Source organism: Saccharomonospora marina XMU15 (assembly GCF_000244955.1).
GTDB lineage: Bacteria > Actinomycetota > Actinomycetes > Mycobacteriales > Pseudonocardiaceae > Saccharomonospora_A > Saccharomonospora_A marina.
Genome location: NZ_CM001439.1, coordinates 370,905 through 393,223 on the forward strand (window position 1 = coordinate 370,905; position 22,319 = coordinate 393,223).

Here is a 22,319-nt window from a genome sequence, read left to right on the forward strand (position 1 = left end):
GCGGGTACTTGGAGTGTTCGATGACGGACGACCCCGACGAACTCGACTCGAAGGATCGCAAGCCGCGCGGTTCCATGCGGTTCCAGGACGCCGAGAGCGCGACGCCGCGCGAACCCACGCTGGCCGAGCAGCGCGCGCGGAAGAAGGCGGCCGAGCAGGAGCGTGAGCGCGAGGCGGCGCGGCAGCAGGAGGCCGAGGCGGCCGAGCACAAAGCCGAGGTCAGGCGGAAGGTGCTGATCGGAGGCGGCGTCACGGTTGGACTCGTGGGGCTGGTCGCGGGCTGGTACGCGGTGGCGGCGCCGGAGGAGGTCACCGCCGTGTGCACCGACGCGAACGGAACCGTTGTCGAGAACGACGAGTACTGCGACCGCGACTACGTCACCAGCCACGGTGGCTACTACTCAGGAGGGTTCCTTTTCCTGCCCATGCCGGGCGGCGGCTACCAGCAGTACCGCTACAACTACGGCGGAACCGGGGCGGTGGGCAGCACAGTGCGCGGCGGCTCGTACACGCGGCCCGCCAACGCCAGCATCAGCACGCCCTCGGGCAAGACGATCCAGCGCGGGGGGTTCGGCATCAGCGGCAGCAGCGGATTCGGCAAGAGCGGGGGCTCGTAGTTGCACAGGGAGTCGCGGCAAGCTCGGCCCGACTGGCAACGCATCGTAGCCGAACAGGGGCTCGTTTTCGGCACACCGGCGCGATACGCCTCCGGCAAGGCGCGGCCGTACTGGGACGAGTCGGTGCACTACGTGCTTTCCATGGAGGAGGTGCTCTCCGTGGAGGCCGACGTCGAACTGCTGCACTCGATGTGCCTGGAAGCCGTCGACCACGTCGTGACGGCACAGCGATACGCCGAGTTCGGGATTCCGGAGTGGGTGTGGCCGCACATCGCGGAGTCGTGGCGGCGCGGCGACCCGCACATCTACGGCCGGTTCGACCTGCGCTACGACGGCAGGGGGCCTGCCAAGCTGCTGGAGTACAACGCCGACACCCCCACCTCGTTGCTCGAGGCCTCGGTGGTGCAGTGGCACTGGAAGACCGACGTCTTCCCCGACGACGACCAGTGGAACTCCGTGCACGAACGGCTGGTGCAGCGCTGGGAGCAGGTCGGAGGACGGCTGCCGTCGAAGGAACTGCACTTCACCTGGTCCAGCGCCGACCGCACCGGTGAGGACCACATCACCACCTCCTACCTGCAGGAGACGGCGGCCGAGGCGGGCCTCGACACCGTGGGCCTGGCCATCGAGGAGATCGGTTGGGACCCGCTGCTGAAGCGGTTCGTGGACCTGGAAGAGGCCCCGATGGCCACCGTCGTGAAGCTCTACCCGTGGGAATGGGTGATCGACGAGGAGTTCGGCCGCTTCGCCGTCGAGTCGCTGCCGCGGACGATGTGGATCGAACCGCTGTGGAAGATGCTGCTGTCCAACAAGGCCATCCTCGGCCTGTTGTGGGAGAACTACCCGGGCCACCCCAACCTGCTACCCGCGTTCATCGACCAACCCGGCGTCCTCACCGAGTACGTGCGCAAGCCCAAGCTGGGTCGGGAGGGCGCCAACGTTCAGATCGTCGCGCCCGGCTACGAGACCCAGACCGGTGGCGTTTACGGCACCGAAGGCTTTGTCTACCAGGCCTTCGACCCGCTGCCGGAGTTCGAAGGGTTCAGACCTGCGCTGGGCGCGTGGATCGTCGGCGACGAGTCGGCCGGACTGGGCATCCGGGAGACCGCTGGACTGGTCACCGATGACGGTGCGGCTTTTGTGCCCCACCGCATACCCCAATCGTGATAGGACACGCCCGACACCTTCAACGTCGACCCAGGAGACTGCTGTGCTTGTTGCACTGTCCGAGACCTTCGGCACCGACCTCGCCAGGGGAATCGGCGCGATCATGCTCTACGCGATCGTCGGCCTCGTGCTGATGCTCCTCGGTTTCTACGCGATCGACTTCACCACACCGGGGAGGTTGTCGGAACTCGTGCGGCGCGGCCTGCCGAACGCGGTGGTGGTCACCGCGTCGGGCATGGTTTCCATGGCGTTCATCATCGTGATCGCCATCTGGTCGTCGGCGAGCGACCTGGCCGAGGGGCTCATCACCGCGCTGGTCTACGGGCTGATCGGCATCGTCGCGCAGGTGCTCGCGGTACGGCTGCTGGAGTGGGTGACCCGCATCGACGTGCGTTCCACCATCGAGAGCGACCGGTTCACTCCGGCCAGCTTCGTCGTGGCCGCCGCGCACGTCGCTCTCGGCTTGGTGGTGGCCGTGGCCATCTCCTAACCATTACGGTGGTCGCCGTGCGGCTACTGCGGACACCAGAAGACCGATTCGCCGACCTCCCCGACTTCGACTATCCGGCCCTCTACGCGGACGTGGACCATCCCGTGCACGGGATCGTCCGGATCGGGTACGTGGAAGCCGGTCCGCCGGACGGGCCGACGGTGCTGTTGCTGCACGGCGAGCCGAGTTGGTCCTTTCTCTACCGCAAGTTGTTGCCGGTGCTGGCCGACGCCGGGCTGCGCGCGATCGCTGCCGACCTGGTCGGGTTCGGCCGCTCCGACAAGCCCGCCGAGGTGGCCGACCACACTTACGCCAGGCACGTCGAGTGGATGCGGGCCTTCGCGTTCGACGCGCTCGACCTGCGCGGGCTCACCCTGGTGGGGCAGGACTGGGGCGGGTTGATCGGGCTGCGACTCGTCGCCGAGCACCCGGACCGCTTCGCCGGTGTGGTGGCCGCCAATACCGGGCTGCCGACCGGCGACCACGACATGCCCGCCGTGTGGTGGGAGTTCCACGACGCGGTGCAGAACGCTCCCGTGCTGGACGTTGCGCGCTTCGTGCAGTCAGGTTGCGTACGCGAGCTGACCGAGGCGGAACGAGCGGCCTACGACGCCCCGTTCCCCAACGAGACGTACAAGGCCGGGCCGAGGGCGATGCCCGGCCTGGTGCCGACCACCCCCGACGACCCGGCCACGGAGGCCAACCGCAGGGCATGGCAGACACTGTCGACCCTGGAGTTGCCGTTCCTGTGTGCCTTCTCCGACCGTGACCCGATCACCGGCGCGATGGCACCGATCCTGCGGCGCCGGATGGCGGGCGCCGAGGGCAGGCAGCATCCCACGATCACCGGTGCGGGCCACTTCCTGCAGGAGGACGCGGGCGAGCGGTTGGCCGAGGTCGTGGTCGACTTCGTGCGCGAGTTGCACTGAGGCGCAGCAGGCGGCACCACGCCGACCGCCGGAAACCGGCGCCGACTACCCTCGGTCGGTGTGATCGACCTCAGGACCCTGCGCGAGGAACCGGACGTCGTGCGCGCCTCCCAGCGCGCCCGCGGTGAGGACGAGGGCGTGGTGGACACTTTGCTGTCCCTCGACGCCACGCGTAGGTCCGCCATTGCCCGCGCCGACACGCTGCGCGCCGAGCAGAAGCAACTCGGCAAGAAGATCGGCAAGGCGTCGGGCGAGGAGCGCGAAGCGCTGCTCGCACAGGGCAAGGAGCTGGCCGCGCGGGTCAAGGCCGCAGAGAGCGAGCAGGCGAGGGCCAGCGCGGAGTTCGACGAGCTGTACCAGCGGCTGCCGAACCTGGTGCGCCCCGGAGTGCCCTCCGGCGGCGAGGACGACTACGTGGTGCTCAAGCACGTCGGCACACCACCGGAGTTCGACTTCACTCCCAGGGATCACCTGGAACTCGGCGAGGGACTGCGCGCCGTCGACATGGAACGCGGCGCCAAGGTCTCCGGAGCCCGGTTCTACTTCCTCACCGGCATCGGCGCGCAGTTGCAGCTCGCGTTGCTGAACATGGCCGCGGCGCAGGCGACGGCCAACGGCTTCCAGCTGATGATCCCGCCGGTGCTGGTGCGTCCGGAGGTCATGTCGGGCACCGGTTTCCTCGGCGCGCACGCCTCCGAGGTCTACCAGCTGCCGGATGAGGACCTCTACCTGGTCGGGACCTCGGAGGTCCCGCTCGCCGGGTACCACGCCGACGAGATCCTCGAGCTTTCAGCCGGGCCGCTTCGCTACGCCGGGTGGTCGTCGTGCTTTCGCCGCGAGGCGGGCTCCTACGGCAAGGACACCAGGGGCATCATCCGCGTGCACCAGTTCGACAAGGTGGAGATGTTCGTCTTCTGCAGGCCGCAGGAGGCACAGGCCGAACACGAGCGGCTGCTCGGCTGGGAGGAGGAGATGCTGGCCAAGATCGAGGTGCCTTACCGGGTGATCGACACGGCAGCGGGTGACCTCGGCTCCAGCGCGGCCCGCAAGTACGACTGCGAGGCCTGGGTGCCCAGCCAGCAGACCTACCGTGAGCTGACCTCCACCTCCGACTGCACCACCTACCAGGCGCGCAGGCTTTCGGTTCGCTACCGCGACGACGACGGGCGGCCGCAGATCGCCGCGACGCTCAACGGCACACTCGCCACCACCCGTTGGCTGGTGGCGATCCTGGAGAACCACCAGCAGCCCGACGGCTCGGTGCGGGTGCCGGAAGCGATGCGGCCGTTCCTAGGCGGTCGCGAGGTTCTTGCCCCCGTTGGCGAATAGCAGGCCGGGCGCGTCGATCGGGCCGACCCCCGCGGCACGCTGTGCCGCCCACATGGTCACCTGGTTGGCCGTGAGTACGGGTATCGACAGCAGCCGCTCCAGCGGCGCGATGATGTCGTAGGTCGGCACGTTGGTGCAGGCGACGAACAGCGCCTCGGCACCGGTGGTGTCCACACCCGCCACCGCGCGCAGCACGTCGGAATAGGACAGCTTCCAGATGTCGCCCAGCATGCCCAGCCCGATGTTCGCCGTCGTGGTCACACCGAACTCGGACAGAAAGTCGAGCAGCCGCTCGGTCACCTCCGCCACGTAGGGGCTGACGATCGCGACTCTGCCGATGCCGAGTTCGGTCAGCGCGCCCACCAACGCACCCGAGGTGGTCACCGCGGCGGGTGCCCCCGCCGCCAGCATCGCCGCCACGATGGTGGCCTCTCCTGCCGCGCCTGCCGCGAAGCTGCCGGACGTGCAGCTGTAGGCGACCACGTGGGGATCGGGAGCGAGCACGTCTCTCGTCGCCCTGCGTACCCCGTGTGGATCGGCGAGCGCCGTCGCCAGCCGAACCGTCACCGGCTCCGGAAGGTACGGCAGCCGGGTGGAGTGCAGGCAGGCACGATCGTCCAGCCACCGCCACAGCTCGCGGTCCAGTGCGAAGTCGAAGGGCGCGACCAGTCCGATGCCGACCTGCTCGGTGGTGCGAAACCGTGCGATCTCGGGGAACACCCGGCCAACGCTAGGCTCGCCCCGGCCCCACGGGAGCCGCTCGAGCGCGTTCTTCACGGCCGCGAAACCGGAAGTAACCCCGGTGACCCTGCGTCGCCGGATAGGCTGACGGCCGTTCATCTGTCGGCAACACGACCGACCGACACCGGGGGGTCTCGTGCGCGCGAACGCTGCCGTGTTGGGCACGGTATTGGGCACCGTCCTGCTGCTCGCGTCGTGCACCAGCGTTGTCACCGGCACGGCGGGCACCGTCGCCGCCCCGCCACCGAGCACCTCGGGAGTGGAGTCCGGTGAGCCGTGCGCGCTGCTTTCGCCCGAGGAAGCCGAGTACCTCGGGTTGGCCGAAGAGGGTGAGTTCACCCCCGGCGAGCCGTCCCGGCTTCTTCCACCTTCGTGCATGTGGTCGCCTGTCGACCCGAACCTGGATTCTCTGAACGTCGGACTGGCCACCGACCTTCCGCTGGTCGACTACGTGGACGGCGCGCAGCCGGAGGAGACCGTCGAACTGGGTGGCATCAACTGGTCGCGCTACCTGGACCCGGTTGGCGATGAGGCGGTGTGCCTGTTGGCCGCCGAGGTTTCGCAAACGTCGTTCGTCAGCTTGATGAGCAGCGATTTTACAAACCCGGAGAAGTCCTGCGAGGTTGCCGAGGCCGCTGCACCGTTCGTCGCCGCCCGGCTACCTGGAGGCGACCCCGCGCCGGAGCCGACCCGACCACCGAGCCCGCTCGCCGACCTCGACCCGTGCACCTTGCTCACCCCCGAGCATGCCGAAGAGTTGGGGCTGAAGCCGAACGGAGAGGGCGGAGGTGATGAGGAGTCGGTCGACTGCTCGTGGGACCCCGCAGACGACTCCGGCGCGAACTCGCTCATGATCACCCTCTACCCGAAACGAGGCGCGCTCGACAGTACGGACGAGCCGTCGGAAGTCATCGAGGCCTCCGGCTGGAAGTGGCGGCTCTACCCGCAGCCTTCCGACATCGAGACCGCATGCGTGGCCGAACTCGATGTCACCGAGCGCTCCTCCGCCACGATCTTCGGAGGCCACGACGAGCGGGCGAAGGTGTGCGACACGGTCATGGCGGCGATTCCGCTGGTCTCCGCCGCGTTGCCCGCCGCGTAGTCAGCTCACCGAGCCGACCTGGTCGGCGACGTAACGGCCGATTTCGAGCGCACTCGTCGCCGCAGGGGACGGCGCGTTGAGCACGTGGACCTGGCCCGGTGCCCGCTCGATCAGGAAGTCGTCCACCAGCGAACCGTCCCGGCGCAACGCCTGTGCCCGCACACCCGAGCCGTGCCGCACGATGTCCGCAGGCCCCACGGCAGGCACCAGCCGGGCCAGACTGCGGGCGAACAGCTGTTTCGACAGCGACCTGCGTACCTCCGCCAGCCCGGCCCCGAGGGCGTACCTGCGGGCGAGCCGCCACGTCCCTGGAAAGCCGACGATGTCGGCGACGTCACCGGCCGACACGTCCGACCAGCGGTAGCCCTCCCTGCGCAGCGCGAGCACGGCGTTGGGCCCGGCGTGCACGCTGCCGTCCAGCATGCGAGTGAGGTGCACCCCGAGAAACGGCAGCGCAGGATCGGGCACCGGATAGATCAGACCGCGAACCAGCTGCCTGCGATCCGGGCGCAGTTCGTAGTACTCACCCCGAAACGGCACGATGCGGGCACGGGGACGCACACCCGCCATCCGCGCCACCCGGTCGGAGTGCAGTCCCGCGCAGTTCACCAGCACGTCGGCGCCGAGCACCTCGTCCCCGGTGGCCACCTCGACCCCGCCAGCGGCCCTCGACCGGATGCCGAGTGCGGCCGTACCCAGCCGCAACTCGGCGCCCGCGTCGGTGAGCAGCCTCACGAGTGCCTCGCAGACACCGGGAAAGTCGATGATCGCCGTCGACTCCACCCGCAGCGCCCGCACACACGACACGTGCGGCTCGTACTCGCGAGCCTCGGCGGGCGAGACCGTTCGAGCGGGCACGCCGTTGGCTTCGGCGCGCTGTGCCAGCGTGGCGAGCGCGGGAAGCTCGGCGCGTGAGGTGGCCACCACCAGCTTGCCGCACACGCGCACCGGCACCCCGTGCTCGCGGGCGAACGCGACGATCGAGCGGTTGCCCGCCACCGACATCCTGGCCTTCAGCGAACCCGGGCGGTAGTACAGGCCCGCGTGCACGACACCGGAGTTGTGGCCGGTCTGGTGGGAGCCCCACCGGTGTTCCTTCTCCAGCACGGTGACCCGCGCGCCCCGCGAGGCCAGCTCGGCTGCCACAGCGAGGCCGATGATTCCGCCTCCGATGACCAACGCCGAACGCCCACGCACCCCTGACAGCCTAGGTCCGGGCCGATCTTCCTGGCGAGGTGCGGCCTTGCGGGTCCGGTACAGTGAGCGCCCGATCACCGCGTCACATCGAGCACAGGACTCGGTCGGGTCGGGCCGGACCAAGGAAACAGCCGCCCTCGGCCTGGTCAGCGAGGAGGCGTCGCCCGTGACGGACCACGTGGGCCGACGGGGTGCCGCAGCCGTGTCGGGGCTACTCGCCGAAAGCGCACGGGTCGTGGACGCCGAGAGCGGGCGGACGCTGACCGGGGCCGGGCTGCTCGCCGAGGTGCGCAGGGCGGGGGATCGGCTGTGCGCCCTGCCCGAGGGTGTGCTGTTCACCCGCACCGCCGTGGAACTGGACGGGGTGCTGCACTACCTGGGCGCCTTCGAGGCGGGCAGGGCGATCGCACTCATCGACCCCGCGCTGGACACGCAATCGCTGCGGAGCCTGGTGGAGCGGTTCCGCCCCGCCGCCGTGTTGACGCCACCGCCGATCGCACCACCGCCCGGCTACACGCCGCGGGACGGGCACTGGGTGAGGCAGCAGGCCGAATGCGTCCTGCCGCACCCGGAACTGGCCGTGCTGCTGCCGACGAGCGGGTCGACCGGCACGCCCAAACTGGTGCGGCTGTCACGGCACGCCGTGCTCTCCAATGCCCGGGCCATCGCCGAGGTGCTCGACATCGCGCCAGGCGACGTCGCCCCCACGACACTGCCGTTGCACTACAGCTACGGGCTGTCGGTGTTGAATTCCCACCTCGTCGCGGGGGCGACGGTGGTGGTCGAACGCGGCGGGCCGTTGCAGCGGGGTTTCATCGATGCCGTGGCTGCGCACGGGGCGACGTCGCTGGCCGGGGTTCCGCACCACTACGAGATGCTGCACCGCATCGACTTCGACCCCGGCCGCTACCCGGGACTGCACACGCTAACCCAGGCAGGCGGCAAGTTGCGCACCGAACTGGTCGCGCACTTCCACCAGGTGATGAGCAACGCGGGCGGACGGATGTTCGTGATGTACGGGCAGACCGAGGCCGCGCCGCGCATGGCAACGGTGCCCGCCGAGCGCCTCGGCGAGAAGCTCGGCTCAGCCGGGGTGGCCCTTCCCGGTGGAGCGTTCACGATCCGCAGGGGCGACGGCGAGGAAACCACCCACCCCAAGATCGTCGGCGAGGTGGTGTACCGGGGGCCGAACGTGATGATGGGCTACGCCGACAGCGAGGCCGAACTCGCACACGGCGACGACATGGGTGGCGTGCTCGACACCGGCGACCTCGGCTACCTCGACGAGGAGCAGTACCTGTTCATCACCGGGCGGCTCAAGCGCATCGGCTCGGTGTTCGGTAACCGCGTGAGTCTCGACGACCTGGAGCAGGCCGTGCGCGCGGGCCACACCGGCATCGAGGTGGTCGCCGCCGTTCCCGCCGACGACAAGGTGGTGCTGTTCGCGCAGGGCGCGGGCAAGGAGACGTGCCGGGCCGTCTCTTCCGACCTCGCCGACCGCCTGCACCTGCACGTCAGCGGGTTCGACGTGCGCGGTGTCGACACCGTGCCGCTGCTGGCCAGTGGGAAGGTGGACTACCGCAAGCTGGAACGACTGGTGCGGGAGGAGTCCTAGGCCGACCCCTTCTCCCCGGGGGCGAGTTCTGACCAGGTAGTTTTGCCGGAAGCGGCGGTTGGGTCCGTGCGAAGGGCGGGGTGGGCAGTGGTGGCTGTCACGATCGGAGCGTGGCTGGCGCTCGCCGCCGTCCTGGTGGCGGCGTGGCCCCGCCTCAACGCCGAGCCGGGCTGGCGGGCCGCGACCATGGCACTGACCCTGGCGTTCTCGCTCGCCCACCAGCTGCTCTACTCGACGATCGCGGAGGACGCGTTCGTCACCTTCCGCTACGCCCGCAACATCGCCGACGGCTACGGGCCGGTGTTCAACCCGGGTGAGCGCGTCGAGGGCTACTCCAACTTCCTGTGGCTGGTGCTCATCACGCTGCCACGGGCCATGTTCGGCGGCAGCGTCGTCACCGGCGCGGTCGTGCTCGGCGTGCTGTGCACGCTCGGCGCCGTGCTGCTCTCCTACTTCCTGGTCAACCGCATGGTCGCGGATGCGCAGCACGGCGGCGCCGGCATGCGCGGACTTGGCGTGGCCGCCGCGGCGCTGACCGCGGGGGTCAGTTCGCTGGCCGCCTACGGCCCTTCCGGACTTGAGACGTCACTGTTCGTGCTGCTCGTGCTGACCGTGTGCTACGCCGTCGCCGCGCAACGGCCGGTAGTGGCCGGGGTCATCGCGGCGCTGGCCGCGATGACGACGCCGGACGGGCTGGTCGTCGCCGTCGTGGTGGGCCTGTGGCTGGTGGCGCGTGCCGCGCGCGGCCACACCACGGCTTGGGCGCCCTCGGCCTACGCGCTGGGTGCGCTCGTGCTGCTGGTGCCGTGGACGGCGTGGCGGCTGACCTTCTACGACCACCCGGCGGGCGGCGGGATCTCGCCCACCGAACGGCTGGGCGCGGGCTGGGACTACCTGGCGGGCTTCGCGCTGGGGTACCAGGCGTTCCTGCTGCTTACGGCGGCGGCGGTCGCGCTGTTGCTGACCCGCCGAAGGGCGCAGGACCCGGCCGCTGCCCGCGCCAGGGCCGTGGTGTGGCTACCGCTGCTGCTCGCGGTGGCGCAGTCGATGTTCGTCGGCTACGCGGGCGGTGATCCGATGCCCGCATGGCGGCTGCTGGCCGTTGTCCCGCCACTGCTGGCGGTGGCCGCGGCGGCGGCGTACGGGATCGGCATCGGTGCGCCTTCCGTTCCCTCCCCGAAGCCACGGGCCGCCGCACTCGCGCGCCGCAGGACGGTGCCGGTCGTCGCTGCCGCGGTGTGCGGGTTGTCGCTGGTGGTCACCACCGCCCACCCGCGGATGCTGCCTGCCATGCACGAGTGGCGCACGGCGACGGGCCAACTCGAGCAGATCGGCGGCTGGCTGGGTGAGAACCTGCCCCAGGGCAGCGTCGTGAGTGCTTACAAGCCCGGTGCGCTGGGATACCGGGCGGGACCCGCGCTGGTGATCGTGGCGGCGAGCGGGCGAGCCGACGAACACCTCGGCGCGCGAGCGCAGCAGCCGTCGGCGGGTGCGGCGGGCTACCCGGCGGGAGGCGACGGCTACGGCGGTTACGGCGGTTACGAGGGCTACGACGGCTACGTGGTCAGCAGGATGCCGCTGGTGGCGGTGGACACCGATACCGGATACACCGCTGAGCAGCACTGCGGCATGGATCCGGCCTTCGCCGGGCTGTACGAGGTGGCGAGTTTCCAGCGTGCCGACACCGAGCAGTGGGTCTCGCTGTATGTACGGCGTGACGCCAAGCGAAGGGTGCTGGAACTGCTCGAGGCCGACGGCACGTACCGCCACGTGCCCTGCGCCTGAGGTCAGAACCAGCGTTCCAGCACCTGTGCGACACCGTCCTCGGAGTTGGGGGCGGTGACCTCGTCCGCGGCGTCGAGCACGAGAGGATGCCCGTTGGCCATCGCCACGCCGTGCCCCGACCAGCGCAGCATCGCCACGTCGTTGGGCATGTCACCGAAGGCGATGGTGTGTTCGGCCGTCACACCCATGCGCCGCGCCACACCCGCGAGTCCGGTGGCCTTGGTGACACCGTGCGCGGCGAGTTCGATCAGCCCGCCACCGGAGGAGAAGGTGATGTCCACGGCGCCGTCGAGCACCGTGCGCGCGGCCATCGCCATCTCGTCCGAGGTCAGCTTCTTGTGGCTGACCAGCAGCTTCACGGCGGGAAAGCCGAGTACCTCCGCCCTCGACGTGACAGAACCCTCGCCGTCGCCCCACGGATTGTGGTATTCGCTCTCGATCACGAAGGTGCGCACGTCGGGGTCCACCGCTTTCGTGCCGATGCGCTCAGCCGCCAACCGGCAGCCGGGGATGGCGAAGTCGAGCGCTTCTGCGACGTCGTGCAGCAGCATCGGGTCGAGCTGTCCGTGCACGTCCACCACGCGGTCGGCGCCGATGTCATACACCACGGCGCCGTTGGCGCACACCGCGTAGCCGTCCAGCCCGGCCTCCTCGGCCACGCGGGGAATCCAGCGAGGCGGGCGGCCGCTCACCAACACGACGGGCGAACCCGCTTCGACAGCCCTGCCGACGGTTTCCACGGTGCGCTTCGTCACCTGCTCCATCGGTGAGAGCAGGGTGCCGTCGACGTCTGAGGCGATAAGCCGGGGTTTCTCCACACCAACCAGTTTTGCAGAGCATGCCCGTCCGGCGACGCCCTCGCGGCCACCGATAGCGTGTGACGGCGTGCGTGTAGGCATCGTGATTCTCCCGGAAGACAGGTGGTGGGCCGCCGAACCCAAGTGGCGGGCCGCAGAGGAATACGGTTTCGATCACGCCTGGACCTACGACCACCTCGGCTGGCGCTCGCTGGTCGACGGCCCGTGGTTCAGCGCGGTGCCCACGCTCACCGCCGCGGCGATGGTGACGTCCAGAATCCGGCTCGGCACCTTCGTGGCCTCGCCGAACTTCCGTCACCCCGTGCCCTTCACCCGCGAGATCACCACACTGGACGACCTCAGCGACGGCAGGTTCGTGCTCGGCGTCGGGTCGGGTGGCGGTGGCTACGACGTCGAGGTGTTCGGCCGCCGCGAACTGTCGGCGAGGCAGCGGGCCGACCGGTTCGCCGAGTTCGTCGAGGCGCTGGACGGCCTGTTGCGAACCGACGGCTTCGACTACTCCGGTGAGCACTACACCGCACACGGCGCGCGCAACCTCCCAGGACCCGTGCAGCGGCCACGGCCACCGTTCCTGATCGCCGCGAACGGTCCGCGAGGGATGAAACTGGCCACCCGATTCGGTGACGGTTGGGTGACCAACGGCAAGCCCGCCGACAGCCAGGACGGCTGGTGGCGCTCCGTTCGCGAACTGAAGGAGCGGTTCGAGGCGGGGTTGGCCGAAGCGGGCCGCGACCCCGCAGGCGTCCACCGCTACCTGAGCCTGGATTCGGCTCCGGTGTTCTCGTTGTCCAGCGTCGACGCCTTCGCCGAGGCGGCAGGCCGGGCGGGCGAGCTGGGGTTCACCGATGTCGTGGCGCACTGGCCACGCAGCGAGCCGCCCTACTGCGGGCACGAGTCGGTGCTGGAGCAGGTCGCGGACGAGCTGTTGCCGACGCTGCGGGAGCGGTGAACGCGCTGATACCTACCCCGAACGGGTGAGGATCGGGTTTTCGGGAACCACTCGCCCTCCGCCCGCGTCGATCCGGTCACGGACTACCGCGAAGGCCACCCGGGGGTGCAGGGGGCCTCGTGGCCCTCGTGAGGCGGGGTAGGGCGCGGAGGTTTGGGCGGGTTTGTGAAAACCTCACCCCCAACCATGGCCTCGCCGCACGAGGGCCACGGCTCGCCGGTAGCCTCTTCGGTCGTGAGCACGGAGACGAATCCCACAGACCTTACCGAAGCCGCGTTCGCCGGTTTCGACCTGATCGTCGTCGGGTCGGGTTTCTTCGGCCTGACGGTGGCGGAGCGGGCGGCGAGTCAGCTCGACAAGCGCGTTCTCGTGCTCGAGCGGCGCGAACACATCGGCGGCAACGCCTACTCCGAACCGGAGCCGGAGACCGGCATCGAGGTGCACCGCTACGGCGCTCACCTGTTCCACACCTCCAACAAGCGAGTGTGGGACTACGTGAACCAGTTCACCGACTTCACGAACTACCAGCACCGGGTGTTCGCCAAGTACCAGGGACAGGTCTACACCTTCCCGATGAACCTCCACCTCATCAACCAGTTCTTCGGCAAGTCACACAGCCCCGACGAGGCACGCGCGCTGATCGCCGACCAGGCCAGCGAGATCGACACCAAGGACGCGCAGAATCTCGAGGAGAAGGCCGTCTCGCTGATCGGGCGCCCGCTGTACGAGGCGTTCGTGCGGGGCTACACCGCCAAGCAGTGGCAGACCGATCCCAAGGAACTGTCGGCGTCGATCATCACCCGGCTGCCGGTCCGCTACAACTTCAACAACCGCTACTTCAACGACACCTACGAAGGCCTTCCCGTCGACGGCTACACCGCGTGGCTGAAGCGGATGGCCGACCACCCCAACATCGAGGTGCGGCTCAACGTGGACTACTTCGCCGTCCGCGACCTCGTCCCGCATGGCACACCGACCGTCTACACCGGTCCGCTCGACCGCTACTTCGACTACCGCGAGGGCAGGCTCGGCTGGCGCACGCTCGACTTCGAGCAGGAAGTCGTTGCCACCGGCGACTACCAGGGAACCTCGGTGATGAACTACAACGACATCGAGGTGCCCTACACCCGGATTCACGAGTTCCGGCACTTCCACCCCGAGCGCGACTACCCCGAGGACAAGACCGTGATCGTGCGTGAGTACTCGCGGTTCGCCTCCGACGACGACGAGCCGTACTACCCGATCAACACGGCCGAGGACAGGGCGAAACTGGAGAGCTACCGCGAACTCGCCCGCAAGGAGGCCCGCGAGCGCAACGTGCTCTTCGGCGGACGGCTCGGTACGTACAAGTACCTGGACATGCACATGGCCATCGGGTCGGCACTGTCCATGTTCGACAACAAGATCGCCCCGCACCTGACCGAGGGCGCGCCGCTGGACGGATCGATCGATGCTTGAGAAGGACCCTACGGCGAAGGTGGCTGCCGACGCCCGCCCCGCTCATCCCGAACTGTCCGGTGAACTCGCCGTACTCGCGGGTGTGCAGCGTGCCATGGCTCGCCCCGCCACCGTTCGCGTGGCTCGCGGGCTTTCCCACTTCGGTGAGCACAGCGCGGGCTGGTTCGCGTTGGGCCTGCTCGGCGCGGCAGTCGACAGCAAGCGCCGCAAGGACTGGCTCACCGCCGCGGCGGGCGTCGTCGGCGCCCACGCCGCTTCCATCGCGGTCAAGCGGGTGGTACGCCGTCCCCGTCCCGACCACCCGGACGTGAAGGTGGGTGTGGGCACGCCCAGCAAGCTGAGCTTCCCGTCCTCACACGCGACCTCGACCACCGCCGCGGCCGTGCTGTACTCCGGACTGACGGGCCGTAACCTCGTGCCCGCGCTCGTGCCGCCGATGCTGGCCTCTCGGCTGGTGCTCGGCGTTCATTACCCGACAGACGTGGTCGTCGGCGCGGCGCTCGGCGGCGCCGTCGGCGGCCTCCTGCGCCGCAGGCTGAACTCACGGAAGCGGAAACCACGATGAGTGAGACCACCGAGCATGCCGAAGTGAGCGACAGCGCTCTGGCACGCAAGAAGGGTCCGGTCGGGACCGTCTTCGGGGTGTTGAAGACGGCGCGGCCACGGCAGTGGGTGAAGAACGTACTGGTGCTGGCCGCGCCGTTCACGGCGGGCCAGATCGCCAACCTCGACGTGCTTCGGGACGCGGCGGTCGCGTTCGTGGCGTTCTCCCTGGTGGCGTCCTCGGTCTACCTCATCAACGACGCCGTCGACGTCGAAGCCGACCGCGCGCACCCGACGAAGCGCAACCGCCCCATCGCGGCCGGGATCGTGCCCATCCCGGTCGCTTACGTCTCCGCGGTCGCGTTCTTCGCCGCAGGCTGCGCGGTGAGCCTCCTGGCCGACTGGCGGCTGCTCATCGTGTTGCTGATCTACCAGGCCATCCAACTGGGATACTGCTTCGGGCTCAAGCACCAGCCGGTGGTCGACCTGGCGATCGTCGGTTCGGGTTTCCTGATGCGGCTCATCGCGGGCGGTGTCGCCACCGGGATCAGCCTCTCGCAGTGGTTCCTGCTGGTGACCGCGTTCGGTTCGCTGTTCATGGTGGCGGGCAAGCGCTACGCCGAGATCATGCTGTTCGAGCGCACGGGCGCGAAGATCCGGTCGTCGCTGAAGAAGTACTCCGCGAGCTACCTGCGGTTCGTCTGGGCGACCTCCGCCGCGATCCTGATCATGTCCTACAGCCTGTGGGCCTTCGAGCAGCAGCAGCGCGTGTCCGGCACCGTATGGAGCGTCATCTCCATGGTGCCGTTCGTCATCGCCGTCCTGCGTTACGCGGTGGACGTCGACGGGGGCAACGCGGGTGAGCCGGAGGAGATCGCCCTGCGCGACCGCGTGCTGCAGGTGCTCGGTGCGACGTGGGTCGTCACTCTGGTGTTCTCCTACTACCTGTGACCAGCGAGTCCCGCACCGGCACCGGATAGTCGAGGCGGAACACGCTGATCGGCTCCACCAGCTTGTCGCCGCGCAGATAGGTCGGGACGGGCGTCTGCGTGGCGAGTTGCAGCAGTGGCACGTACGGTCCGCCAGCGCCCGCGACGAACGACATGCTGCCGAGCCTGCGGATGCTGGGACCCGAGGCGAACCGGTACCGCACCGGCTCGACGATCCCGTCGGCCAGCGCGGCGGGCTGCCTGCACGGCAGCAGGAAGGCGTCGATCCAGTCCACCGCGACCGGTTCGGTCAGCGGGATGTATTCGGTCAGCGGCACCACCTCGGGCAGCCGGGGTGCGCCCACGGCGATCCAGCCTTCGCCGTCGCGCTCGTCGGTGGCGAGCACGCGGACCAGCCGGGCGTGGCCGGGTGCGAAGCGCGCCTCACGCCATTCCCCGTCGCGGTCCAGCCGCAGGCTCAGTTCCCTTTCCACCCGGCCGCCTGCGTCGGCGAACTGCACCTTCGCGGAGACGAGTCCCTGCCCGCCTACAGGCACGACCAGCGGCGGCGCCTCGGCGGAGGCTGCTCGCTCCGGCAGGCGGTACCAGCCCGTGGTCACAGACCCCGCGTCGCCACCGCTGCCCCACACCGGGGCGACCTCGGTGCCGTACGGCCGAACAGGGGCGACGTCCTCGGGAAAGCCGCCGTTGACCGCGAACCCGCTCACCCGGGCTCGCTCACCGGCGTTCACCGGCCGCAGCAGGCCTGCCGCCACGTCCGGCTCCACCTCCAGCCAGTCCTCGATGCCGCAGCTCCCGCCGCCCAGCGCCGCGATGTTGGATCGGCCCATCGTGTAGGTGTCCCAGCGAGGCACCATCGCGTAGGCCATGGTGCCGACCTCGAGCAGCACCGTTCCCGCCGCCGCGAGCGCCAGGAACACACCAGGTGAGCGAACCAGTACCCGGCCCACTCCGAACAGGCCGACCAGTGCGAGCACCACACCGCCGAGCAGCACCACGTCGGCGAGATCGATGCCGAGGAAGCCGGGCGGCACAGTTGACCACTTGACGTTCAAGTTGGCGATGTACCACCAGCGCACCGGCACGGCGAGCGCCACCGAGGCCGTCACGGCGACGGCCACGACCAGCAGCGAGCGCTGCCACGCCCTGCGCAGCGCGCCCCGCGCGACCGTGTGCACCAGCGCGGCGGCGAGCACGGTGGCGACCCCGCCGACAGCGCCGAAGTGGTGGGTGTACTTCGTGGGCGTGAACGCCAGCGCCAGGAAGAACAGCGCACCCACGATCAGCAGCCTGCGGGTCGGCCCGGCCGCCAGCCCCCTCGCCCGCTTGACCGACAACAGTACGGCGAGCGCGGCCATCGAAAGCCACAACAGCAGCAGCGGCATCCGGCGGTTCAGCCCGCCCTGCAGCGGATCGAACACGTCCTGGTAGCGCTCGCCCTCGTCGAGCACCCCGAAGCTGGGTCCGATGGCGGTGCGCACCTCGGTGGAGTGCAGCACCGCGGACAGCGACTGGTCGAAGAACATCAACAGCAACGCGCCAGCGCCGGAGCCGAGCAGCACCGGCAACGAGACCGGCCAGTGCGCCCGGAGCAGCCGGATCACACCGGGCAGCGCCGCTACGAACGGCGCCAACGCGACCAAGCCGGTCGGGGTCACCGCGATCGTCGCCCCCGCGGCGAAGACCGCCGCCGCCAGCGGAGTCAGTGCTCGTGTCGCTACGGCCCGCTCGACGAGGGCGAACACGACCAGCGTGCCGAACATGACCCACGGTTCCGGGCGTAGGCCGACCCCGAACTGCACGTACCACGCCAGGAACACCACGCAGGCGCTCCAGCGTGCCGCCGCCCGTGGCCCGGTCGCGAGCCTGCGCAACAGCAGCCGATCGATGAGCAGCCACAACGCCAGCCCCAGCAGTACCGACGGCACCCGCATCCACCATGCGTCGCCGCTGACCTCGACGAACGGTCGGTACAGCTCGTAGAACCAGCTGAACGGCGCCTCCGGTGCGTTGAACCACCGGAAGTAGTTGCCGACGAAGCCGGTGTCGTCGGCGGCCTTCAGCATCGCGATGATGTAGCCGTCGTCCACGGTCGGCGACCCGATCACCGCCCATGCCGCCAGTACCACGGCCACGACCGCGTCGGTGGGCCGCGGTCGCCACCAGCCGACAGGCAGCAGCCGTACGTGCCTGACCCTGGGCGCCTCCCACCGGCTCAGCAGCACCAGCATGGCCAGCAGCCCCGCCACCGTCACCGCGCCGAGGGTGAGTTTGACCGCGCTCGGGGTCGTCTCGTACCGGGTGTCCGGCACGACGCTCACGCGCAGCGAACCGGCCGAGTCGAGGTCGGTGTGCAGGCTGGTCACCACCGGCCGCGCGGGCGTGTGCCCGGCGACGACGCCGTCGATGCGCACGGTGGTGCCGCCGGAGTCGGAGTGCACCGCCGCGACGCAGTCCGCGCCGACCGGCCGCGACATTACGGAATGGTCGCCGACCTGCGCCGACAGTGTGTCGTGGCTGACCTTGAGGGTGAGTCCCGCACTAGTGTGCTGGTCGACGTCCAGATCGTCCGAGGCGGTGGTCGCCAGCACCGTCGACACCGTCGACACCCTCGCGTCCGCCCCCAGCGCCATGACGTCGGCACAGCGCACCGTCACGTCCATCCGGTCGGGCTCGTAGGGGAACAGAGGTAATGCCGTGCTCGAAGTGTCCGGTCCCGAGGGCCACTCGTACGTCGTGACGTCCTGCTCGACGGGGGCGAGGACGAACAGCACGGCGGTCAGTGCCGACAGCGTCCCAAGACCCGCGATCACCCAGCGATGAAAGGCCACTGTTGGACCCTAGAGAAGGCGCGGTTTCGAGCATGAAAAGGGCCGTCCCCAACTGGGCCCTGCCGCTCGGATCGGCCGCGGTGGCGCTGGCCGCGTTCCTGCTCGTGAAGGACAGCCTCACCGACGACGCCTACATCACCCTGGCCTACGCCAAGAACCTCGCCGTACACGGCGAGTGGGCTCTGGTCCCCGGTATGCCGTCGAACTCGGCGACGTCCCCGCTGAACGTGTTGCTGCTCGGCGCCCTGACGGCGGCGACGAGGTTGTTCGGTACCGGCCCGCACCCGGTGATCGCGCTGGGTGTGCTCAGTGTCGGTGCCGCGGCCGTGCTCGGGTGGGGTTGGGGCAGGCTCGCGGCGGCACTGCGGTTCTCCACGGCGGTCGCGTTCCTCGGCGCGGTGCTCGTGCTGGTGAACCCGTTCGTGCTGTCCGCGATCGGGCTCGAGGTGCTGCTGATCCCGGCCCTGCTCGTGCTGCTGACGGTGTTCGCCACCGAGGAACGCCCGCTGCTGTACGGCGCCGTGTCCGGTCTGGCGTTGCTGACCAGGCCGGACCTCATCGTTTTCGTGGTGGTCATCGCGTTGAGCACCCCCGCGATCAGGCGGGGGCTGCTTCGGTCGGCGCTGGCGGCGATCGCTGTCGCGGCACCGTGGTACCTGTTCAGTTGGTTCGCGTTCGGCTCGGCCCTGCCGGACACGCTCGTCATCAAGCAGGCGCAGGCGGACCTGTTCGGCCGGTGGAGCTTCTTCAGCGGCCCCGCCATGTACTACCTGAGCCGCAGCGTCGTCGTGTTGCTGTCCTTCGGGCCCGCGCTGGTCGGGGTGCTCGCCTGGTTCGCCCTCGTCGCCGTGCGGTTCTCGGCGCGATGGGAACGGTTCCCGCCCGTGGGTGCGCTGGCCGGGCTCGGCGCAGGTGGCATCGCGCACTACATCGCCTACTCGCTGCTGGACGTCGGCCCCTACCACTGGTACTACGGCACCCCGATCACTTCGCTCGGCATGTTCGCGGTCGCGGCACTGGGCCTGTGGCTGGCCCGCTCCAGGGAGCGCGAGGTGTTGCTCTCGCGTGGCCCGCTGACCGCGCTGGGCGCTGTTGCCCTGCTGCTGCTCGGGGCGGTGGCGGTGGACGTCAAGCAGGGCGTGCCGTGGCGCTCGCCCGTCATCTTCGGCAACTGGGCGAGCGCGCAGGACTATGCCCGCGTCGGCCGCGAACTCAAGGAACGCGTCGGTGCGGCAACGGTGCGTTCACCGGGTGAGATCGGCACCCTCGCCTACTACTGCGAGTGCTCGATCGTGGACCCGTTCTCCGACCGCGGTTACGTCACCGACATGGTGAGGGAACGGATCGACGAAGCGGGTCCGGTCACCTCAGCTCTGCTGCGGCTGAACTACCTGTGGTTCGACTACTCGCGCGAGCCGCGCCCGCTGGACTACCGGTTGCTGTACGAGCGAGGTCCAGGTGGTGGGCCCAACACCTGGCAGGTGTACTCGGCCGCCCGTGGCGTCGGTCATTTCACGCTGGTGCCCGCCGAAGGACGCCGATAGCTGAGAAGTGGTAACCGTTGCCCCACCCGATCGAGGTGGTGATTTCCCGGGTAGCTTACGAGCAAAGCCGGACGGTTGGGGAGATATGACCACGACAGCCGACACGGAAAGTGATGGCAAGGCGGAGCCGATGGCGCAGTCGTCGCCCGAGGCAGTGCCCCGAGACAAGCGCGGTTTCCTCGGGCGGCGTGACCCGCTGGCGTGGGCGGTCGCCGCGCTGGCCCTCTTGCTTGGCGGCGTGTTCGTACTGGTAGATCTTGCCTACAACCAGGGGAATCTGATCGCCCCGATCGACGATGCCTACATCCATCTGCAGTACGGCAGGCAGCTCGGCTCGGGTCACCCGTTCCAGTACAACACCGGCGACCCGGTCAGCACCGGCGCCAGCAGCCTGCTTTACGCCTTCGTGCTCGGCGCGGGCTACGCGATCGGGTTCAAGGGCAGTCTCTTCCTGCCGTTCGCGGTAGCGGTGGGCATCGTCGGTTTCGCGGGGTCCGCCGCCTTCACCTACCGGCTCGGCAGGCTGTTCGCGGGCCGTGCCGTCGGCGTGTGGGCGGGCGTGCTCACTGCGGTCAGCGGCCCGCTGCTGTGGGGTGCGGCCAGCGGGATGGAGGTCGGCCTCACCGCGGTGTTGCTGACGGGTTCGGTGTTGGCTTTCACCAGGGAACGGCCGAAGGGACGCTTCCTGTACACCCCGGTGGTGGCGGCACTGCTCGCGCTGGTGAGGCCGGAAGGCCTGTTCTTCGCGATCGCGCTCGTCGCCGCCATGGCGTGGACGATCTTCGCCGCCCGCAAGGCAGGCATGGTCCGCACCCGCGCGGTGCCGGTCTTCACGGTGTGGAGCCTGCTGCCCGTGGCCGCCGGTGCCGGGCAGTACCTCTTCTACAAACTGGCGACCGGCACGTTCACCGCGAACGGCGTGCGATCCAAGTCCCACCTGTACAACGACCCGATCCTGTACGTCGGTGACTTCGTCGACCGGACGGTGGCGAACGTGCGAGGACTCGTCGGTTCGTTCACCGCACTCGACAACACCGACTTCGCCTTCCCCGGTGCCCTGCTGCTGTTCTTCGTCGGCCTTGGCTACCTGCTCGCCACGAGGGTGGAGTGGCGGCCGTTGCTGGCCGCGACCGCGGTCGGCTTCGCGGTCGTCGTGGTGTCGGCGTCGACTCTGGAAACCGCACTGATCCACGAACTGCGCTACTTCCAGCCGTTCCTGCCGCTGTTCCTGCTGTTCACGGTGTGCGGTGGTTACGCGCTCACCCGCCTCGTGCCGCAGGAACGCTCCAAAGCGGTCACGCTGCACTCGCTGTTGCTGGTGGTGCTGCTGTTCTCGCTGGCCGCGCTGCCGACCTGGGCCGTCCGGCTCGGCAGGGAGTCGGCCACCATCCGCGACACCGACGTCTCGGTAGGCGCCTGGATCAGCGGCAACCTGCCGGAGGACGCCATCGTGGGTGTCAAGGACGTCGGTGCCATCGCCTACTTCGGCGAGCGGCGAGTGGTGGACACCATCGGACTCGCCACCAACGGGTTCGCCGAGCCGAGCAACAACGGCCCCGGCAGCCTGTACGAGGCGTTGCGCGACCTGCCGCCGGGGCAGCGACCCGGCTACTTCGCCGTGTACGAGCCGTGGCCGGGCACCGACATGAAGCCGTTCGTCGACGCCGGCGTATTCCGCACACCAGCACTGGCGGTGTTTCCCGTACGGACACCGCCCGATCTCAACGGCGGCCGGATCGTGCCGTTCACCGACACGAAGGTGTACCGGGCGGACTGGTCGCTGGCGGGCAGCGGTGATGCCGCTCCCGTGGCGGGTGACGTCAGGGACTACCTCAATGCGGGCTCCTTGGAAAGCGAAGCCGCGCACGGCTACGAGGTCGACATGCAGCAGCCCGGCCTGCAGCCGTACACGGTGCTACGCCGCGAGGGCGACGTGGTGGACAGCGGGCGCATCATCGTCGGAGGGGAGCGGTTCACGGCAGGCAACCTCTCGCCGGGGCAGCCGCTCACCATCGCGACGCGCGTGTTCGCCACCGGGCAGATGCACGAGGTTCGCGTCGTGGTCGACGGTCAGGATGCGGGCGTGTGGCGGTTCAGCAGGCGGGAGGGTGGCTGGACCGTGGACGAGTTCACCGTTCCCGGTGAGCTGGTGTCCTCGCCCACGGTCTCCGTCGAGTTGAAGCCCGTGCGGCCGTTCCTGAGCCCGTACCCGGAGTACACGTCGTTCGGGTACTGGTTCGCGCAGTGAACTCGG

18 protein-coding genes are annotated in these 22,319 nt (G+C 69.4%); 14 read left to right on the forward strand and 4 right to left on the reverse strand.

Annotated elements, in window-relative coordinates; all coding sequences use genetic code 11:
• Nucleotides 1-20 precede the first annotated feature (20 nt).
• The 5 genes from SACMADRAFT_RS01650 to serS are packed head-to-tail and all read left to right on the forward strand — an operon-like array spanning nucleotide 21 to nucleotide 4,532.
• On the forward strand, nucleotides 21-617 hold the full coding sequence (locus SACMADRAFT_RS01650; RefSeq protein WP_009152036.1) for a hypothetical protein: 597 nt from the start codon (nucleotides 21-23) through the stop codon (nucleotides 615-617).
• A complete protein-coding gene (locus SACMADRAFT_RS01655) occupies nucleotides 618-1,784 on the forward strand; it encodes a glutathionylspermidine synthase family protein (RefSeq protein ID WP_009152037.1) in 1,167 nt (388 codons plus the stop codon).
• Between the two features lie 43 nt (nucleotides 1,785-1,827).
• A complete protein-coding gene (locus SACMADRAFT_RS01660; protein WP_009152038.1) occupies nucleotides 1,828-2,274 on the forward strand; it encodes a DUF350 domain-containing protein in 447 nt (148 codons plus the stop codon).
• A 17-nt stretch (nucleotides 2,275-2,291) separates the two neighbouring features.
• Entirely contained in the window at nucleotides 2,292-3,203 is a 912-nt protein-coding gene (locus SACMADRAFT_RS01665) for a haloalkane dehalogenase (RefSeq protein ID WP_009152039.1), read from the forward strand.
• 60 nt (nucleotides 3,204-3,263) lie between these two features.
• A complete protein-coding gene (gene serS, locus SACMADRAFT_RS01670) occupies nucleotides 3,264-4,532 on the forward strand; it encodes a serine--tRNA ligase (RefSeq protein ID WP_009152040.1) in 1,269 nt (422 codons plus the stop codon).
• On the opposite strand, the gene SACMADRAFT_RS01675 is transcribed toward serS, so the two are convergent.
• Nucleotides 4,494-5,372, reverse strand: a complete 879-nt coding sequence (locus SACMADRAFT_RS01675; protein ID WP_009152041.1) for a maleate cis-trans isomerase family protein — start codon at nucleotides 5,370-5,372, stop codon at nucleotides 4,494-4,496. The genes serS and SACMADRAFT_RS01675 overlap by 39 nt on opposite strands.
• Before the next feature lie 58 nt (nucleotides 5,373-5,430).
• Between SACMADRAFT_RS01675 and SACMADRAFT_RS01680 the strand changes: the two genes are divergently transcribed.
• Nucleotides 5,431-6,375, forward strand: coding sequence for a DUF3558 family protein (locus SACMADRAFT_RS01680; protein ID WP_157617179.1), 945 nt, complete (start codon nucleotides 5,431-5,433; stop codon nucleotides 6,373-6,375).
• Here the strand turns inward: SACMADRAFT_RS01680 and lhgO are convergent, their stop codons facing one another.
• Nucleotides 6,376-7,572 (reverse strand): L-2-hydroxyglutarate oxidase, encoded by a 1,197-nt coding sequence (gene lhgO / locus SACMADRAFT_RS01685; protein WP_009152043.1) that lies wholly within the window; start codon nucleotides 7,570-7,572, stop codon nucleotides 6,376-6,378.
• Nucleotides 7,573-7,738: 166 nt separating this feature from the next.
• Between lhgO and SACMADRAFT_RS01690 the strand changes: the two genes are divergently transcribed.
• Together SACMADRAFT_RS01690 and SACMADRAFT_RS01695 are read left to right on the forward strand one after the other, a co-directional pair.
• On the forward strand, nucleotides 7,739-9,187 hold the full coding sequence (locus tag SACMADRAFT_RS01690) for an AMP-binding protein (protein WP_232285523.1): 1,449 nt from the start codon (nucleotides 7,739-7,741) through the stop codon (nucleotides 9,185-9,187).
• Nucleotides 9,188-9,277: 90 nt separating this feature from the next.
• Nucleotides 9,278-10,972: a hypothetical protein gene (locus SACMADRAFT_RS01695; RefSeq protein WP_332307187.1), complete on the forward strand. Its 1,695-nt coding sequence runs from the start codon at nucleotides 9,278-9,280 to the stop codon at nucleotides 10,970-10,972.
• Between the two features lie 2 nt (nucleotides 10,973-10,974).
• Here the strand turns inward: SACMADRAFT_RS01695 and SACMADRAFT_RS01700 are convergent, their stop codons facing one another.
• A complete protein-coding gene (locus tag SACMADRAFT_RS01700; RefSeq protein WP_009152046.1) occupies nucleotides 10,975-11,790 on the reverse strand; it encodes an HAD family hydrolase in 816 nt (271 codons plus the stop codon).
• 67 nt (nucleotides 11,791-11,857) lie between these two features.
• Here SACMADRAFT_RS01700 and SACMADRAFT_RS01705 point away from each other — a divergent pair, with 67 nt between their 5' ends.
• The 4 genes from SACMADRAFT_RS01705 (at nucleotide 11,858) to SACMADRAFT_RS01720 (ending at nucleotide 15,691) form a co-directional block, all read left to right on the forward strand.
• Nucleotides 11,858-12,739 (forward strand): LLM class flavin-dependent oxidoreductase, encoded by an 882-nt coding sequence (locus tag SACMADRAFT_RS01705; protein WP_040925503.1) that lies wholly within the window; start codon nucleotides 11,858-11,860, stop codon nucleotides 12,737-12,739.
• Between the two features lie 234 nt (nucleotides 12,740-12,973).
• Nucleotides 12,974-14,197 carry a UDP-galactopyranose mutase gene (gene glf / locus SACMADRAFT_RS01710; protein ID WP_040926011.1) on the forward strand — a complete coding sequence of 408 codons (1,224 nt, stop codon included), beginning with the start codon at nucleotides 12,974-12,976 and terminating at the stop codon, nucleotides 14,195-14,197.
• On the forward strand, nucleotides 14,190-14,762 hold the full coding sequence (locus SACMADRAFT_RS01715; RefSeq protein ID WP_009152049.1) for a phosphatase PAP2 family protein: 573 nt from the start codon (nucleotides 14,190-14,192) through the stop codon (nucleotides 14,760-14,762). The genes glf and SACMADRAFT_RS01715 overlap by 8 nt, the downstream gene beginning before the upstream one ends.
• The gene (locus SACMADRAFT_RS01720; protein WP_009152050.1) at nucleotides 14,759-15,691 is read left to right on the forward strand and encodes a decaprenyl-phosphate phosphoribosyltransferase; all 933 of its coding nucleotides are present in this window, start codon (nucleotides 14,759-14,761) and stop codon (nucleotides 15,689-15,691) included. The genes SACMADRAFT_RS01715 and SACMADRAFT_RS01720 overlap by 4 nt, the downstream gene beginning before the upstream one ends.
• On the opposite strand, the gene SACMADRAFT_RS01725 is transcribed toward SACMADRAFT_RS01720, so the two are convergent.
• Entirely contained in the window at nucleotides 15,663-18,521 is a 2,859-nt protein-coding gene (locus SACMADRAFT_RS01725) for an arabinosyltransferase domain-containing protein (protein ID WP_009152051.1), read from the reverse strand. The two genes, SACMADRAFT_RS01720 and SACMADRAFT_RS01725, sit on opposite strands and share 29 nt — an antisense overlap.
• A gap of 32 nt (nucleotides 18,522-18,553) precedes the next feature.
• On the opposite strand from SACMADRAFT_RS01725, the gene SACMADRAFT_RS01730 reads away from it, so the two are divergent.
• A complete protein-coding gene (locus tag SACMADRAFT_RS01730; protein WP_009152052.1) occupies nucleotides 18,554-20,065 on the forward strand; it encodes a hypothetical protein in 1,512 nt (503 codons plus the stop codon).
• Between the two features lie 85 nt (nucleotides 20,066-20,150).
• Nucleotides 20,151-22,313, forward strand: coding sequence for a glycosyltransferase family protein (locus SACMADRAFT_RS01735; RefSeq protein WP_009152053.1), 2,163 nt, complete (start codon nucleotides 20,151-20,153; stop codon nucleotides 22,311-22,313).
• Nucleotides 22,314-22,319 lie beyond the last annotated feature (6 nt).

What these genes read in the sequence shown, in the direction of transcription:
- SACMADRAFT_RS01735 (WP_009152053.1), top strand. Translation starts at nt 20,151, where the DNA reads ATGACCACGACAGCCGACACGGAAAGTGATGGCAAGGCGGAGCCGATG.
- SACMADRAFT_RS01675 (WP_009152041.1), bottom strand. Translation starts at nt 5,372, where the DNA reads ATGAACGGCCGTCAGCCTATCCGGCGACGCAGGGTCACCGGGGTTACT.
- SACMADRAFT_RS01720 (WP_009152050.1), top strand. Translation starts at nt 14,759, where the DNA reads ATGAGTGAGACCACCGAGCATGCCGAAGTGAGCGACAGCGCTCTGGCA.
- SACMADRAFT_RS01730 (WP_009152052.1), top strand. Translation starts at nt 18,554, where the DNA reads ATGAAAAGGGCCGTCCCCAACTGGGCCCTGCCGCTCGGATCGGCCGCG.
- SACMADRAFT_RS01650 (WP_009152036.1), top strand. Translation starts at nt 21, where the DNA reads ATGACGGACGACCCCGACGAACTCGACTCGAAGGATCGCAAGCCGCGC.
- SACMADRAFT_RS01715 (WP_009152049.1), top strand. Translation starts at nt 14,190, where the DNA reads ATGCTTGAGAAGGACCCTACGGCGAAGGTGGCTGCCGACGCCCGCCCC.